At 44.0% G+C, this 16,449-nt stretch carries 12 protein-coding genes and 2 rRNA genes; 8 read left to right on the forward strand and 6 right to left on the reverse strand.

Annotated features, from left to right (window positions below; genetic code table 11):
- The first annotated feature begins 73 nt into the window (after positions 1–73).
- The 4 genes from BFG52_RS12695 to pdxR all read left to right on the forward strand — a co-directional run bounded on the left by BFG52_RS12695 (position 74) and on the right by pdxR (position 5,439).
- Entirely contained in the window at positions 74–784 is a 711-nt protein-coding gene (locus BFG52_RS12695) for a cache domain-containing protein (protein ID WP_067556877.1), read from the forward strand.
- A 173-nt stretch (positions 785–957) separates the two neighbouring features.
- Positions 958–2,295, forward strand: a complete 1,338-nt coding sequence (locus BFG52_RS12700) for an APC family permease (RefSeq protein WP_067556880.1) — start codon at positions 958–960, stop codon at positions 2,293–2,295.
- A 12-nt stretch (positions 2,296–2,307) separates the two neighbouring features.
- The gene (locus tag BFG52_RS12705; protein WP_067556883.1) at positions 2,308–3,729 is read left to right on the forward strand and encodes an NAD(P)/FAD-dependent oxidoreductase; all 1,422 of its coding nucleotides are present in this window, start codon (positions 2,308–2,310) and stop codon (positions 3,727–3,729) included.
- Between the two features lie 207 nt (positions 3,730–3,936).
- Positions 3,937–5,439, forward strand: coding sequence for a MocR-like pyridoxine biosynthesis transcription factor PdxR (gene pdxR / locus BFG52_RS12710; RefSeq protein WP_067556886.1), 1,503 nt, complete (start codon positions 3,937–3,939; stop codon positions 5,437–5,439).
- Between the two features lie 151 nt (positions 5,440–5,590).
- Here the strand turns inward: pdxR and BFG52_RS12715 are convergent, their stop codons facing one another.
- Both BFG52_RS12715 and BFG52_RS12720 read right to left on the reverse strand, forming a co-directional pair.
- Positions 5,591–7,015 (reverse strand): amino acid permease, encoded by a 1,425-nt coding sequence (locus BFG52_RS12715; protein ID WP_067556889.1) that lies wholly within the window; start codon positions 7,013–7,015, stop codon positions 5,591–5,593.
- A 1,035-nt stretch (positions 7,016–8,050) separates the two neighbouring features.
- Positions 8,051–8,356, reverse strand: a complete 306-nt coding sequence (locus BFG52_RS12720; protein WP_067556894.1) for a rhodanese-like domain-containing protein — start codon at positions 8,354–8,356, stop codon at positions 8,051–8,053.
- A 92-nt stretch (positions 8,357–8,448) separates the two neighbouring features.
- On the opposite strand from BFG52_RS12720, the gene BFG52_RS12725 reads away from it, so the two are divergent.
- Together BFG52_RS12725 and BFG52_RS12730 are read left to right on the forward strand one after the other, a co-directional pair.
- Positions 8,449–8,937: a YajQ family cyclic di-GMP-binding protein gene (locus BFG52_RS12725; protein ID WP_067556897.1), complete on the forward strand. Its 489-nt coding sequence runs from the start codon at positions 8,449–8,451 to the stop codon at positions 8,935–8,937.
- Between the two features lie 79 nt (positions 8,938–9,016).
- Positions 9,017–9,517: a DUF4442 domain-containing protein gene (locus BFG52_RS12730; protein WP_067556899.1), complete on the forward strand. Its 501-nt coding sequence runs from the start codon at positions 9,017–9,019 to the stop codon at positions 9,515–9,517.
- Positions 9,518–9,634: 117 nt separating this feature from the next.
- On the opposite strand, the gene BFG52_RS12735 is transcribed toward BFG52_RS12730, so the two are convergent.
- Both BFG52_RS12735 and trxC read right to left on the reverse strand, forming a co-directional pair.
- Positions 9,635–10,060 (reverse strand): acyl-CoA thioesterase, encoded by a 426-nt coding sequence (locus BFG52_RS12735; RefSeq protein ID WP_067556902.1) that lies wholly within the window; start codon positions 10,058–10,060, stop codon positions 9,635–9,637.
- A 1-nt stretch (position 10,061) separates the two neighbouring features.
- Entirely contained in the window at positions 10,062–10,496 is a 435-nt protein-coding gene (gene trxC / locus BFG52_RS12740) for a thioredoxin TrxC (RefSeq protein ID WP_067556905.1), read from the reverse strand.
- A 402-nt stretch (positions 10,497–10,898) separates the two neighbouring features.
- On the opposite strand from trxC, the gene BFG52_RS12745 reads away from it, so the two are divergent.
- Together BFG52_RS12745 and BFG52_RS12750 are read left to right on the forward strand one after the other, a co-directional pair.
- The gene (locus BFG52_RS12745; RefSeq protein ID WP_067556908.1) at positions 10,899–11,237 is read left to right on the forward strand and encodes a TIGR01244 family sulfur transferase; all 339 of its coding nucleotides are present in this window, start codon (positions 10,899–10,901) and stop codon (positions 11,235–11,237) included.
- A 258-nt stretch (positions 11,238–11,495) separates the two neighbouring features.
- Positions 11,496–12,896, forward strand: a complete 1,401-nt coding sequence (locus tag BFG52_RS12750; protein ID WP_067556911.1) for a dihydrolipoyl dehydrogenase — start codon at positions 11,496–11,498, stop codon at positions 12,894–12,896.
- 73 nt (positions 12,897–12,969) lie between these two features.
- Here BFG52_RS12750 and rrf read toward each other — a convergent pair.
- Together rrf and BFG52_RS12760 are read right to left on the reverse strand one after the other, a co-directional pair.
- Positions 12,970–13,084: ribosomal RNA gene (rrf, locus tag BFG52_RS12755) — 5S ribosomal RNA — on the reverse strand.
- 186 nt (positions 13,085–13,270) lie between these two features.
- Positions 13,271–16,162, reverse strand: a 23S ribosomal RNA gene (locus tag BFG52_RS12760).
- Between the last annotated feature and the right edge of the window lie 287 nt (positions 16,163–16,449).

Below are 16,449 nucleotides of genomic sequence, written 5' to 3' on the forward strand. Positions count from 1 at the left end.
TGACAACATTTCATCTGCTCGACAACATATAGCTAAGCGATAAAAGGAATTTGTAATTTTAGGAGTTATCGGAATGACCCAAAATCAATATATCGCACAACTGCAGCAACTCCTCCAACAAGTGCTCGATGAAACCACGGCCCATGCGCAACACCTGGCCGTGCATACCAAGAAGATTCTGTCACACCATCTCTACGATATTACCAAGGGCATTAAGCTCACAGCGGAGGAACGTCGTCACTTACAAGGGGCCATTAAAACTACGCTCAGTGATAGCCATTATAGTCATGGCATGGGCTTTGCCAGTTATAGCCCAGAAACCCTAGACAGTGAAGACTATTGGACTTTAGAATGGTGGTATAAAACCGAGAGCCAACTACAACAAGCCAAACTAGAAAATTATCAAAATGCACAGCGTTTTTTAGATTTTCGTTCCTTTGAGTGGTTTCAACAGCCTGCTCAAAATAAACGTCCATATATTCATGGACCTTATGTCGACTATATTTGCAATAGTGCCTATACCATTACGGTTGCCCATCCGGTCATGTTACAAGATCAGTTTATCGGGGTCATTGCCATTGATATTTTGGTATCAGCCTTAGAAAAAGTGCTTATGCCAAGCCTAAAGAATATTCACCAGACTGCGGTCATTATTAATGACGTCGACCGTGTCGTGACCTCCAATGCCGTCAGTATCAAAACAGGGACTTTATTAAAGCATCATCCGCACCAGCAATGTATACCGAGCCCTCCCAAGCCATTACAACTTGTGGTACTTAGCTAAGCCCTAAACAGGCTCTATCTGCATCTAGCACGCTCCCATATGTCACAAGCTGGATTGACTCGCATCAATCCTCAGGGCGTGGTGTGGCTAAAATTTTGCTGGTGCGACTGATTTGACCTGTTCTTGGCATGGATTCTGCACCCGACAAAACAACAAAATATAGGTTAAATAACATGGAAAATCAGATACCTTCCATTCAAAAACTGTCACTATGGCAAGTTACGATTATTGGCATTGCCTATATGACGCCGATGACTGTTTTTGATACCTTCGGCATTGTTTCAGGCATCACCCAAGGTCATGTGCCACTTGCCTATTTATTCGCACTTTCGGCCATGTTACTCACCGCATGGAGCTATGCCCGATTTAGTCGTAGCTCAGAACGTCCTGGTTCAGCTTATAGTTATACGGCGGAAAGTCTGGGACCGCGTAGTGGCTTCTTTGTCGGTTGGTGTTCACTACTGGATTACTTGCTGCTTCCCCTCATTAATGTGTTATTGGCAGCAATTTATTTAACCGCATTATTTCCCCATTTACCGTATTGGTTCTGGGTCATGGTAGCAGCTGGACTGGTGACCTTGGTCAATTGTTTTCGTATTCGGCTTTTGGCCAACCTGAGTCTATTATTCGTTTTCGCACCTGTAATTTTAATGGTGATCTTTGTCTATCTGGTCATACACGGCATTGGCTCTGAACAAGGTTATGCCCATGTTCTGACCTTGGCCCCCTTATGGCAAGGTCAACAGGAACTGCTGCCCCTCATTGCAGGTGCTTCGGTATTATGTTTCTCTTTTTTAGGTTTTGATGCGGTTACCACACTTTCTCATGAAACCAAGCAACCCACCAAAACGATTCCACGTGCTGTGATGTTAACCACTTTGTCTGGCGGTTTTATCTTTTTTACGGCATCATGGTTTATACAGTTATATTTTCCCAATAATGCACGCTTCCATAACCCCTCGGAGGCGTTGCCTGAGATTGTGCTCTACGTGGGTGGTGCATTGTTTCAATCGATTTTTCTATGCGGTCAAATTATGAATACCGTTGCATCTGGGCTTGCCTCACATGCCAGTGCCTCGCGTTTGCTATATATTATGGGCAAAGACAATATCTTTCCCAAAAAATACTTCGGTACCCTGCACCTCAACTTGGGTACTCCTTTCTTCTCGGTACTCTTTGTCGGGTTAATTTCCCTGAGTGCGGTATTTCTAAATCTCGCCCAAGTGATTAGCTTGATCAGTTTTGGTGCCTTAGTTGCCTTTAGTGCGGTCAATTTCTCTGTTTTTGTGCGTTTCTATGTCAGAGATAAACAACGTAAAGGCTTCAAAAATAAATTCTTCAATCTATTTCTACCGATTCTTTCCATGTTTTGCATCATGGGATTGTGGCTCAATCTCGACCATGCTGCGCTCAGCTTTGGTTGTTTCTGGATTGCTATGGGGGTTGGATTATTTATTTATAAAGTTATTAGAAAACAAAATATTGCTATCACAAATGCTTTCGAATCTTAAAGGAGTTCGATGATGTCTAACATCAATAAACCACAATTTTTAGATGATGTTGAATTTAAAGCCAGTCAAGCCACGCAAATGGGCAAAGAATGGAGCTGGGTCAATCCCAAGCGCATCTCCGCAGAGATCACCAATCCGGCCAACTATTATGAAAGCTCATTGGCGGATTGGCATCATTTTGACAGTTTAACAGCAGACCTCGAATGTGATGTCGTGGTCATCGGTGCTGGTCTACTAGGTTCGTCCAGTGCCTTGCATTTGGCGGAACAAGGTGTCGATACCGTGGTGCTTGAGAAAAATCGCGTTGGCAATGCCGCATCGGGGCGTAACGGTGGTCAGCTCACACCTGGGCTAGCACGTTGGGAAGCTGAAGAAATGGCAAGCCGGTTAAGTTATGAAGATGCCAAAAAATTATGGCATTTTACCTCGACCGAAGCGATGCAACTCATCGATGAAATCACCGACAAGTACCAACTACAATTGCGCCGTGGTCGTGGGCATATTACTGCGGCTGTGCATGAGGGGCATTTGGTCGGGCTAACCCAAGGTGCAGATGCGCGTAAATATTTGGGCGAAGATCATACCCGTATCGCGGGCAAACACGAACTGATGGAATATATCCAGTCCGATTATTATCACGGTGGGTTAATCGATGAACTCGGTGGGCAAATCCATCCCCTCGCGTTAAACCGTGGTTTAATCTATGGCTTCTGCCAAAATGGTGGTCGGCTATATGAGCAAACCGAAGTATTGGCAATCGAAGAAAAACCAGATGGCATCTATGTCAAAACAGCCGATGCCGTCGTCAAAGCAAAAAAATCAGTAGTGCTTGCGGTACACCATGCCTCATTTAAACTTTTAGCTGAACACAATCAAACCACCATTCCTTTTTATACCTATGTCAGTACCACCGCACCCTTGGATGTCGACATTGAACGTATTCTCCCCTATGGTCATCCAGTCTATGATACGCAGTTCCAAATCGACTATTACCGTCCTGCTCAGCAAAACCGTCTGTTATTTGGTGGTCAAGGCACAGGAAGTTGCTGGTCACCTGAGCGGACTAAAAACTATTTAGAGCAACGTATTGCCGCGGTATTCCCACAACTGAAAAACGTTGAAATGGATTTTGTCTGGAGTGGTACTACCGATCTCACGGTCAATGGCGCGGTAGATAGTCGTAAATTTGGTCAACACTATCCAATCTATGCGGTACATGGTTGGAGTGGTCATGGTGTGGCACAAACGGTACGCATTGGTAAAGCCATTGCCGACGACTTTGTCGGTCAGTCAGATGACTTTAATATGCTGAGCAACATCGACCATCAAAATATTTTATTTGGTCGCACCCTTGCCCCCGTGGTGATTCCTATTGCAAAAAGTGCCTATGGTCTAGGCGCGTTATTCAATCCAGCCAAAATGGTCTCGTTTTAATCTGTCCCATAGCACATAGCGCTGGTTCAGCATCTGGCTGCACCAGTGAGCAGAGGTCGATTTGCGCTCCTTTCTCTCAGTCTTTCAGTAAGGCTGAGAGTTTCTGGCATCTATTATATGCGCCTTACTGCTGTTGTTGACGAAAGTGCTTGATGCAGCAGCATCAAAAAAACAATAATCTATAAATCAGGGATATGGAGAAATAACGTGCAGAGCTTATTGGCGGATCATCTGTTACAACGACTGCAACAACAAAAACAAGGCGTACTATATCGACGGGTATTTAATTGTCTGCGTGATGCTATTCTGGATGGGGTACTACCGCCGCGTACCCGTTTACCTGCTTCGCGTGATTTAGCACAAGAATTAAATGTATCACGCAATACCATTCTCAATGCCTATGAACAATTACAAGCACAAGGCTATGTACAAGCGGCAATTGGCAGCGGCACCTGGGTGGCCGAGGTATTACCAGAAAGTTATCTTAATGTTCCTGGCAAGACAGCATTGCCAACGCAAAAAACTGCTATGAATCTCACCGATCTATCACAACGCGGTACTGTCTTTTTAAACAATGCCGCTGCGGCTCCCATTCAATGGGGTGCCTTTGTCCCAGGCGTACCCGATGTCACGGAGTTTCCACATGCTGAACTGAGTAAAATTCAGATGCGACTCAGTCGCCAACCCGAAATTGAAAGCCTAATTTATGGCAGTGATGGCGGCAGCTTAGCCCTTAAACAAGCGTTGGCGGAATATTTACGCATTGCCCGTTCAGTACGCTGTGATATCGATCAAATCCTGATTACCGATGGCATACATCAAGCGGTCGATTTTATTTCACGGGTCTTATGTGATAACCAAGACCATGTTTGGATTGAAGATCCAGGCTATTGGGGGGCTCGTAATATTTTACGAATGAATGGTTTAAATATTCATCCAATGGCAGTCGACCATGAAGGCATCGTGCCAGATAGTCAGGCACCTATTCCAAAATTGATTTTTGTCACCCCTTCGCATCAATATCCGTTGGGCTCGCATCTGAGTGTGGCGCGACGTAAGCAATTATTAGAATTAGCCCGCGTACATAAAAGCTGGATCATTGAAGATGACTATGACAGTGAGTTCCGTTTTTCAGGACAACCTTTTCCCTCTTTGCAAGGCTTAGAAGAAAATACCCCCGTGATTTATATGGGTACTTTTAGTAAGACGATTTATCCAGCGTTACGTGTCGGTTATATGGTGGTGCCGAAAAATCTGGTAGCGACCTTAAGTATTATCGCAACAGAGCTCTATCGCGGTGGGCATACACTGATGCAACGCGCCTTGGCTGAGTTTATTCAAGAGGGACATTATGCCGACCATATTCGACGGATGCGCTTGTTATACAGTAAACGTCGTGGCTTTTTAATCGAGCTCATTGAGCGCTATTTAGGCACGGACTTTGTGCATGAATATAGCCATGAAGCTGGCTTACATTTGGTACTCAAACTCCCAGAACATGCCGATGATCTTGCCATCGCCCAGTTGGCTTTTGTACGCGGGGTAAAAGTCAAAGCCCTGTCGGCTTATTATATTCGCCGCCATGCAGAAAAGGGCTTGTTACTCGGCTTTGCTTGTGTGGCAGAAAAAGAAATGCTAGTGGCTTTTAGCGTCCTCAGACAATGCCTCAAAGAACATCATATTGTTCCACCACAGACGGGTTCAAACTAAGCTTTAGGGCGTAGCAAATGCTCAGGTTGTCAAGCATTATTGCCCGCCCATCGCCGCAATGCCACAAGCCACAAGCCACAAGCCACAAGCCACAAGCCACAAGCCACAAGCCAGTATTTTGATCAGCGTGCAGCATGACCTTGCAAGCAACTTAACGATAACGGTGTCGGTATACCACAGCAGCATTCTTTTTACGCTGCGCACGAAATTGTACATATAGCCCGATCAACATCACCAACCCAGCTGCCACACCAGTCGAAAGCACCAATAAGCGATATTGTTCAATAAACGCCATTGCCAACAAAGACAAACTAATAAAAGCAATTACCACATAACTCAGCCCAGGAAAGAGCCACATTTTGAGTTTGATATCTTGCTGCTGCAACTCCATTTTACGTCGCAAACGGACTTGAGATATAGCTATCACCAAATACACCAGCATGGCGATCATGCCTGTGGTATTCATCAAAATATCCAAAATTTCACGTGGTTTCAAAGCATCGAAGAAGTTTAAGCAAGCAATAAACAATGCAACCGCACAGGATGCCAAAACCGCAAAGATCGGTGTCCCATTGGCTTGTGTTTTTTGAAATAACGCCGGTGCATCACCACGTTTAGACAAGGAATACAGCATCCGTGACGCAGTATAGTGCCCCGAAACAAAACAGCTGCTCACTGAAGTCAGCACCACAAAATTCATCACCCATTGTGCCCCTGGAATGCCGAGTATTTCAAAAGTACGCCGATACGCACCATAGCCTGTTTGACTTAATAATGGATCATTCCAAGGCACAATGCAGACGATTAAGAAAATTGAACCAATATAAAAAAGGCAAATCCGCCACACCACCGACTTAATGGCTTTACGTGTTTGCGCGACAGGATTTTTAGATTCGGACGCGGCAATGGTGACAATTTCAGCACCTAGGAATGAGAACATTACTCCTAACAAAGCAATCAACACGGGTCCCACCCCATTCGGCATAAACCCACCATGACGGGTCAGATTGCTCATGCCTGTGGTCGATGCCAAAGGCCACAGTTTGCTAATCGCCAACAGTCCCACCACGATAAAAATCACGATGGCAACCACCTTAATCAAGGCAAACCAAAACTCAACCTCACCGTATTTACTGACTTTCATAAAGTTAATTGCGATCAAGATCAAGGTCATCAACAGCGTAAATACATTAACACTCAGCACGGGAAACCATTCATGTAAAATTAAGCCTGCCACATAGGCTTCCCACGCCATCAGCAGTACCCAGAACCACCAGTATAACCAACCAATGGTAAATCCAGCCCAACGACCAATAGCACGGTCTGCATAAGTTGAAAATGAGCCAGTATCGGGTGAGGTCGCTGCCATTTCTCCCAACATACGCATAATAAAGACCACCAATGCCCCGCCAGCCAAATACGCCAATATGGCAGCTGGACCAGCTTCAGCAATAATACTGCCAGAACCGACAAATAAAGCGGCACCAATTACACCGGCTATCGACATCATAGTGAGATGTCGTGTTTTTAACGCGCTACTTAATTGATTCGAAGTTTGTTTTGTGTTGTTTTGCATATTCAATTCATTCCATGAATAGTTTCAATGACTGCATACACCACGCCAGTTACTCACCTCTATTTAAATTTAAGGTCAGGTATTTAAATTTAAGGTCAAGCACATCATGTGCAAAGCAAATCACGTCGTGGTATCAGTAGGTGTTCATAAAGTTCGAATGTCTTCTCCTGTCTTGTGCGGATCTATAGCGTTATGGCGCAATGACTTTTGCATGATAGCAATGGGTCGATAAAACACTTGAGCCAGATAAAAACAGAGCGATCACAACGCAAACGCCAAATGAGACAGCACATCGCTGGCGATGCTTTGAGCTACTAAAGTTTGGCCTTGTCAAAATACTGTTGCGGTTTTTAGGGTTAAGCGTTCAAACATCCCAACTGTTTAAAACACTATGATTGAAAATTTATTGGCAAATTTCTCAGTAAAAACATTACTATTTCTGGCTAATCCTTTTCAGCCTTAGTTTTGATTGCAACTAATGTCGCGCGTTTATTGTTCTTTGACGAGTACCACTTTTACCCCTTAACAGGGAGCCAATTTCAAGCTGCCGATATCAATCATTGATCACAGATGATGTCTTGCCAGAATGCTCAAAAGCGGCATGAATCTATCGCAATAAATTTTGAGAACAGTGTACAGAGCAGATCAAAAATAATGTAAGCAATTATTTTTAAATTGTATTTTCTAGAGTCAATTTTTTCTTTTGCTCAGGATTGGTTTTTATTTTAGCTTTTGCATTCAAAGAGTCGTTGCCTGATCATCACAATAGTTCACTACGATATTTCACTATAGTATTTCGCTATAGTGCGAATAAACCCTGAAAGCGATGCCATTGCAACATTGCGGTGCTATTTAGATGGTCGATGAAAATCTTTTATGACGTTGATCACTATGATCATTTTTTTTGGGAGCAAAGCGCAAATGCTTTGCTCCTTTGGTCTAACACAGTATGAGCATGCTTTCCTACACCTTGTTTTAAGTCAGATATTGGAGTTCTGTTCAATCCTGTGCGAGCAAAATTCTAATTTTAAATCATTAGATGATGTCCATACCCGCAGCACGCGCAGCCCGCGTTCCTCCCATTAATACAACATAATCACGTGTATCATCCAAACCTTCTAGCTTCTCGGCAGCGCGCGGTGCTTTGCTGCCGCCTCCACATAAGATATAAATGGTTTGATCCGCAGCGACTTCGGCAAGACTTTCCGCAGTTAAACCATCTATGGGGCGATTGACCGCACCTTGAATGTGACCTTCAGAAAAAGAATTGGCATCGCGAACATCCCAAATCACAGCATTTTCTGGGAAGTCGAAAGTCGTAATTTCTTGTTTACGGATCATTGCGTACTCCTTTGATGTAAACAAACACTTGGCAAAAGAAGAAAACATCCCTAGCATCTCAGATATTCTTTCCATTTGTAAAGGTCTAAACTATGCCTTCTTTTGATATTGTATCTGAATTAGAAATTTTTGAAGTTAATCATGCGGTACAAAACACGCAAAAAGAGATTGCCACCCGCTTTGATTTCCGTGGTCAAGACGTTTCAATTGAGCTCAATGAAAAAGCAAAAGAAATCAAGATCTCCACTGAAAGTGATTTCCAATGCGAGCAAGTCTATAACATGCTTGAAAACCACTTTTTCAAACGGAAAATTGATATTCAAGCACTTGATCCACAAAAAATGAGTGCATCAGGTAAACATATCGTCCAAGTGATCAAACTCAAAGATGGACTCGATAGCGACACTGCTAAAAAAATTAATAAAGCCATTAAAGACAGTGGGATTAAGGTGCAATCTTCTATCCAAGGCGATAAAATCCGTGTCACCGATAAGAAGCGCGATACCTTACAACAAGTGATGGCATTCTTAAAACAAGAGCAATTTGGGCTGCCTTTACAGTTCAATAATTTTAAAGACTAAAAACAACAATGGTGCGATCGCCAGTATGCTCAATGTACGGTCGTACCATTGCCTTGAATTCATCTATAGGTTATTTAGCATGACTCAAACTAATCGCTTATCTAAATTGGTCAAAGCGACATCAAGATTCCCAAAAGCTATACGCAGCACCTTGTGGTCCAAAGCATTTGGTCGTGTTGTGCCCATGGTCGGTACTGCCAATATTCGTTATTTAGATGTGAATGCCAATCAGGTCAAGGTTCGCATTGAAAATCAACGTAATATGCAAAACCATATCAAAGGTGTACATGCGGCGGCTATGGCACTGCTAGCCGAAACCGCCACAGGTTTCCTCACTGGTTTACATATTCCAGATGACCGTATTTTATTAATCAAATCTCTACATGTAGATTACTTAAAAGTTGCCAAAGGTGGTCTCACCGCCACAGCCAGCTTATCTGCCGAACAACAACGTTTTATTTTAGATAACCCGAAGGGGGAGCTACTGATTCCCGTCACAGTGCTTGATGATGCAGGACAAGAGCCCATTCAATGTCAAATGATTTGGGCATGGTTACCAAAACAGAAAAAAGAACAATAATAAATGCCAGCAAAAAAGGGGCTAAGATTTTGCAGTACGGTCCTGCACATTAGCCCCTGAAAATATCTTATTGCTGCTGGCACAAGACACCAAAGATTTTAATTGGATGTCATAACATTATACTTGTGATACTTGCGCCAAAAAGCGTTGTTTAGATTGTTCAGGAATTTGCCGTTTGGCACCTTGGGCATCAACTGCCACAAAAGTGAAGACACCTTCAGTAACACGTTTCGGCAAACGAGAGTCATCATGACTGTCCCAGACTTCAATTTGCATTTGAATTGAGGTATTCCCTACTTTTAAAATTTTGGTATAGCAACTAATTACATCGCCAACTTTCACTGGAACCAAAAAAGTCATTTGATTAATCGAAATGGTTGCACAACGCCCTTTACTAAAACGTTCTGCGTGTATAGCACCAGCCAAGTCCATTTGTGACACAATCCAACCACCAAAAACATCACCACTCCAGTTGGTATCTGCTGGCATCGCGATGGTTTGTAGCGATAAAGTTCCTTCGGGTTTTGAGAGAGATTCGGACACATTAACTCCATTGGGAAGATAGTTGTTGGTTAAGCCATTGTTGCAATTCAGCGCTGCGTAATACACCACTGATTCGCGCGATTTCGGTACTCTTGTTCATCAGTACCAAGGTTGGAATACTTCGAATATGAAAAGCTTGGTTTAATCTTGGGTTTGCCTCAGTATCGATCTTGGCAAAGATCACTTGCGGGTTTTGTCGCGCACATTCGGCGAAATAAGGTGCCATCATTTTACAAGGACCACACCACGCTGCCCACAAGTCAATTAAGATAGGCAAATCACTGTTTTGAATGAAGTTACTAAAATTTGCTTCGTTTAATTCGATCAGTGCTTGTGGCAATAATGCGTGCTGACAACGACCACAACTGGGCTGTTGGCTCATTTTTTCTTCGGGTACACGATTTTTCGCTAAACAAGATGGGCATACAATAAACATAATGAACTCCAAACTGTGTGATGCGGTCTCAGTGCCACTGACATCACTGCACCTAGCCATTGCATCGCGTCAAGGATCGACAGAATATCTGTGCGCATATGGTACAGCTGAGAAGCTATGATCTTCAGCATATAGTTGAGATATGCAATTATAAAGTATAAGGAAAATGATAACTTTGCTATATTTTAACAGCTCAACGCTCACAAGTAATATCATGTAGTACAAAATAATCAACTCAAAACCGATCAACAGCTTAATTTACAAATACAGTAGCCGATCTGGTCAGATTATCTTATGATGAATCCGTATGGAGCCATGCTGTCATAAACATGCACGCGCCAGAGTGAATAGAACAATTCCTCAAACATATTTTTAAAATTTAACTGCATCACGGAGTAACAAATGACTGAACTTGTTGGATTCGCAGGACAAATTGGACCAGAACACATTAGCCAAGTTGTCGAAAAAGGTTTTAAGTCGATCATTAATAATCGTCCAGACTTTGAAGGCGGTAGCAACCAACCAACGAGTGCAGCAATTGAACAAGCCGCTTCAGCAGCTGGGCTCAGTTATGTATTTCAACCGGTGGTTTCAGGACAAATCACTGAGCAAGATGTTCATGATTTTGCGGAACATTATAACCAACTCTCAAAGCCTATCCTGATGTTCTGTCGTACAGGTAACCGTTGTAGTAACCTTTATCAGCTTGCCAAACAAATGGATTTACTCGATGATGAATAACTTTTTATTGATCTGAATACGCATGATGAAAAAATTAATCTTTGTTGTACTCTGTACTGCCTGCCTCATGGCTGCTTGCCAGTCAAATTCAGTACGACCGACACTGAGTACCTCTATTGGGACAGCAATCTAAAAGCTTCATGTCGCAATTGCGCAATACCACAAGCAGAGAATATGTAAAAAATTGCAATAAAGCCTGTATGCATACAGGCTTTTGCCTATATTAAGTCGTATGATTAACAAAAAGATCAATTACTTATGTACGACATCATTATTATTGGTGCTGGCTCTGCCGGTATCAGCGCATATAAAGCCGCAATTCAACACAGTTCTAATATCCTGATTATTAACCACGGACCATGGGATACCACCTGCGCACGAGTTGGTTGTATGCCCAGTAAAGTCCTGATCTCAACTGCCAACCGCATGCATGACATTCTACATGCGGAAGAATTGGCATTATACCCAGAGCAACCAATACACTTAGATCGCTCCAAAGTCATGCAACGCGTCCAGCAGTTAAGAGATCGTTTTACCCAAGCGACAGTGCAAGATGTTCTCGCATGGGAAGAACATAGCAAAGTTTCTGGTTTTGCACGTTTTATCGATGCACAAACCGTAGAAGTACAACAAGCGCATGGAGCACGAAAACAATTTCAAGCCAAAAGCTTTATCTTAGCCGTTGGTTCTAGTCCTTTTGTTGAAGCAGAATGGAAACAACAACTACAAGATAAACTCATTACTTCAGATCAAATTTTTGAGTTAAAACAATTACCGCAGCGCTTGGCGGTTATTGGCAGTGGTGTCATCGCTTTAGAATTAGCACAAGCCATGCAACGTCTAGGTGTTGAAATCACGGTATTTGCACGTAGTAACAAAGTCGGTGCACTCAGCAGCCCAGATTTAGAAAAATTAGTCCGTGAATATTTTGTCACAACACTCAATATCAAGTTGCATACGCAACCCGATCATTTACAGCGTGTCGCTGATCATGTGCAACTCGATTACACCGAACATGGTCAACAAAAGAGCTTAGATGTCGATTATGTACTGGCTGCTGCAGGACGTAAAAGCAATTTAGATCATCTAGATTTATATAAGATTAATCCTGCATTTAATGACCTAAAAAATCTTCCCATTAATTTACAAACCAAACAGCTCGGACATTATCCGATTTTTGTGGTCGGTGATGCATATAGTGCACGCCCTATCCAACATGAAGCAGCACTTGATGGACGTGCTGTAGTTGAAAATTGCTTTAATTATCCACACTTAAAAAATATTGATGTACACACCCCTCTTGCTATCGTTTTTACCTCACCAGAAATGGCAACCGTAGGACAAAGCTATCGCGCATTAAAACAACAAGATATTGATTTTATTATTGGGAAAGTATCTTATCAACGCCAAGGTCGCGCATTGGTACTGGCTAAAAATATCGGCGCGGTAGAGATTTATGTCGACCGGCATAGCGGTATTATTTTAGGTGCAGAACTCTTTGTTGAAGCCGCAGAGCACTTTGCTCATTTATTATGCTGGTGTATAAGTGACAAACGTACAGTCACGGATGTATTAAATAAACCTTTTTATCACCCAACCTTAGAAGAAGGCTTACGGACTGCTTTACGAGATGCTGCACGCCAGTTAAATCAACACTAAAATTCAACACTAGCATAAAATTCAAGCCAAAAAAAAATCCCCCAAGTTTAATTTGGGGGATTTTAGAATAATGAGCTGGCGATGACTTACTCTCACATGGGTAACCCCACACTACCATCAGCGCGAAGAGGTTTCACTTCTGAGTTCGGGAAGGGATCAGGTGGTTCACTCTTGCTATTGTCGCCAGCACAACTGTTTATGGTGATTTCTGGTCTGATCTGAACATTTTTATTCAGTGCCATACTTTCTTAACCAAATGAGTTATTAACGGATTAGAACTGGGTCTGTATTGTAACTAGAATTTCACATGAATCAAGTAGATTTGATTTTAAATGAATCGAATGAGCTTTATACAACAACTGTTTGGGTGTTGTATAGTCAAGCCTCACGAGCAATTAGTATTGGTCAGCTTCACATGTCGCCATGCTTCCACATCCAACCTATCAACGTCGTAGTCTTCAACGGCTCTTTAGTGGAGATAAACTCCAAGGGAAATCTAATCTTGAGGTAGGCTTCCCGCTTAGATGCTTTCAGCGGTTATCCCTTCCGAACATAGCTACCCGGCGATGCGACTGGCGTCACAACCGGTACACCAGAGGTTCGTCCACTCTGGTCCTCTCGTACTAGGAGCAGATCCTCTCAAATTTCCAACGCCCACGGTAGATAGGGACCGAACTGTCTCACGACGTTCTAAACCCAGCTCGCGTACCTCTTTAAATGGCGAACAGCCATACCCTTGGGACCTGCTTCAGCCCCAGGATGAGATGAGCCGACATCGAGGTGCCAAACACCGCCGTCGATATGAACTCTTGGGCGGTATCAGCCTGTTATCCCCAGAGTACCTTTTATCCGTTGAGCGATGGCCCTTCCATACAGAACCACCGGATCACTAAGACCTACTTTCGTACCTGCTCGACTTGTTGGTCTCGCAGTTAAGCGCGCTTTTGCCTTTATACTCTACGCGTGATTTCCGACCACGCTGAGCGCACCTTCGTACTCCTCCGTTACTCTTTAGGAGGAGACCGCCCCAGTCAAACTACCCACCAGACATGGTCCTCGATCCCGATTAGGGACCAGAGTTAGAACCTCAACATTACCAGGGTGGTATTTCAAGGATGGCTCCATGGTAACTAGCGTCACCACTTCTAAGCCTCCCACCTATCCTACACAAGTAAGGTCAAAGTTCAATGTCAAGCTGCAGTAAAGGTTCACGGGGTCTTTCCGTCTAGCCGCGGGTACACTGCATCTTCACAGCGATTTCGATTTCACTGAGCCTCTGCTGGAGACAGCGCCGCCATCATTATGCCATTCGTGCAGGTCGGAACTTACCCGACAAGGAATTTCGCTACCTTAGGACCGTTATAGTTACGGCCGCCGTTTACTGGGGCTTCGATCAAGAGCTTCGCTTACGCTAACCCCATCAATTAACCTTCCAGCACCGGGCAGGCATCACACCCTATACGTCCACTTTCGTGTTTGCAGAGTGCTATGTTTTTAATAAACAGTTGCAGCGGCCTGGTTTCTGAGGCTGCCAACCGCTCATCCCGCGAGGGGAATCACCGTCAGCAGCGTACCTTCTCCCGAAGTTACGGTACCATTTTGCCTAGTTCCTTCAGCAGAGTTCTCTCAAGCGCTTTGGTCTACTCGACCTGACCACCTGTGTCGGTTTCGGGTACGATTCCTGTGTAACTGTAGCTTAGAGACTTTTCCTGGAAGCAGGGTATCAGCCACTTCGCTAGTAAACTAGCTTGCTATCGACTCTCAGCATAGAGCACCCCGGATTTGCCTAAGATGCATGCCTACTGTCTTCCACCTGGACAACCAACGCCAGGCTGACTTAACCTTCTCCGTCCTCTCATCGCATTACACAGAAGTATTGGAATATTAACCAATTTCCCATCGACTACGCCTCTCGGCCTCGCCTTAGGGGTCGACTCACCCAGCCCCGATTAACGTTGGACTGGAACCCTTGGTCTTTCAGCGAACGGGTTTTTCACCCGTTTTATCGTTACTCACGTCAGCATTCGCACTTCTGATACCTCCAGCAGACTTCTCAATCCACCTTCTTCGGCTTACAGAACGCTCCCCTACCACGTATACATAAGTATACATCCGCAGCTTCGGCACATAGTTTTAGCCCCGTTACATCTTCCGCGCAGGCCGACTCGACTAGTGAGCTATTACGCTTTCTTTAAAGGGTGGCTGCTTCTAAGCCAACCTCCTAGCTGTCTATGCCTTCCCACATCGTTTCCCACTTAACTATGATTTTGGGGCCTTAGCTGGCGGTCTGGATTGTTTTCCTCTTGACTACGGACGTTAGCACCCGCAGTCTGTCTCCCGGATAGTACTCATTGGTATTCGGAGTTTGCATCGGTTTGGTAAGTCGGGATGACCCCCTAGCCGAAACAGTGCTCTACCCCCAATGGTATTCGTCCGAGGCGCTACCTAAATAGCTTTCGGGGAGAACCAGCTATCACCGAGTTTGATTAGCCTTTCACCCCTATCCACAAGTCATCCCCCGGCTTTTCAACGACGGTGGGTTCGGTCCTCCAGTTAGTGTTACCCAACCTTCAACCTGCTCATGGATAGATCACCCGGTTTCGGGTCTATACCCAGCAACTAGACGCCCTATTAAGACTCGATTTCTCTACGGCTCCCCTATACGGTTAACCTCGCTACTGAATATAAGTCGCTGACCCATTATACAAAAGGTACGCAGTCACTCCAAAATGGAGCTCCCACTGCTTGTATGCATGCGGTTTCAGGATCTATTTCACTCCCCTCACAGGGGTTCTTTTCGCCTTTCCCTCACGGTACTGGTTCACTATCGGTCAGTCAGGAGTATTTAGCCTTGGAGGATGGTCCCCCCATATTCAGACAAGGTTTCACGTGCCTCGCCCTACTCGACATCATCATATTTGCTCTTTCGTGTACGGGAATATCACCCTCTACGTTTGCACTTCCCAGTGCATTCCACTAAAACAAATATGACTTAATGGGCTGTTCCCCGTTCGCTCGCCGCTACTCAGGGAATCTCAATTGATTTCTTTTCCTAAGGGTACTGAGATGTTTCACTTCCCCTCGTTCGCCTCAATAACCTATGTATTCAGTTATTGATACCTACCTTAAAGTAGGTGGGTTTCCCCATTCAGACATCGCCGGATCACAGGATATTTGCCGCCTCCCCGACGCTTTTCGCAGGCTATCACGTCTTTCTTCGCCTCTGACTGCCAAGGCATCCACCACATGCACTTAATTACTTGACTATACAACCCCAAACAGTCGCAAGCACCTACAAGGAGCACTAACAACATCGCAGTTCGAAGTTTCGTGTACTTAAACACTGTACAGCTTCAATCTAAATTCACATACCAAAACGCTTGATTCAGTGTTCATTTACTAGTTCTCAATTTGTCTTTTCAAACAAATCAAGTTGAACAATTTATTTCAGACTCAATTTCTAATCTGTTAATGATTTATCTTGCCTTCGTCAGGTCAAGATACTGTGATAAATCACAGAGGTTAAATATAATCAGCTCATGCCAATTCTTAT

The sequence above is a fragment of the Acinetobacter larvae genome, assembly GCF_001704115.1.
Lineage (GTDB): Bacteria > Pseudomonadota > Gammaproteobacteria > Pseudomonadales > Moraxellaceae > Acinetobacter > Acinetobacter larvae.

Coding starts and splice junctions, on each gene's coding strand:
- BFG52_RS12745 (WP_067556908.1), top strand. CDS start 10,899: ATGACTGAACTTGTTGGATTCGCAGGACAAATTGGACCAGAACACATT.
- BFG52_RS12700 (WP_067556880.1), top strand. CDS start 958: ATGGAAAATCAGATACCTTCCATTCAAAAACTGTCACTATGGCAAGTT.
- trxC (WP_067556905.1), bottom strand. CDS start 10,496: ATGTTTATTGTATGCCCATCTTGTTTAGCGAAAAATCGTGTACCCGAA.
- BFG52_RS12715 (WP_067556889.1), bottom strand. CDS start 7,015: ATGCAAAACAACACAAAACAAACTTCGAATCAATTAAGTAGCGCGTTA.
- BFG52_RS12695 (WP_067556877.1), top strand. CDS start 74: ATGACCCAAAATCAATATATCGCACAACTGCAGCAACTCCTCCAACAA.
- BFG52_RS12725 (WP_067556897.1), top strand. CDS start 8,449: ATGCCTTCTTTTGATATTGTATCTGAATTAGAAATTTTTGAAGTTAAT.
- BFG52_RS12730 (WP_067556899.1), top strand. CDS start 9,017: ATGACTCAAACTAATCGCTTATCTAAATTGGTCAAAGCGACATCAAGA.
- BFG52_RS12750 (WP_067556911.1), top strand. CDS start 11,496: ATGTACGACATCATTATTATTGGTGCTGGCTCTGCCGGTATCAGCGCA.
- BFG52_RS12705 (WP_067556883.1), top strand. CDS start 2,308: ATGTCTAACATCAATAAACCACAATTTTTAGATGATGTTGAATTTAAA.
- BFG52_RS12720 (WP_067556894.1), bottom strand. CDS start 8,356: ATGATCCGTAAACAAGAAATTACGACTTTCGACTTCCCAGAAAATGCT.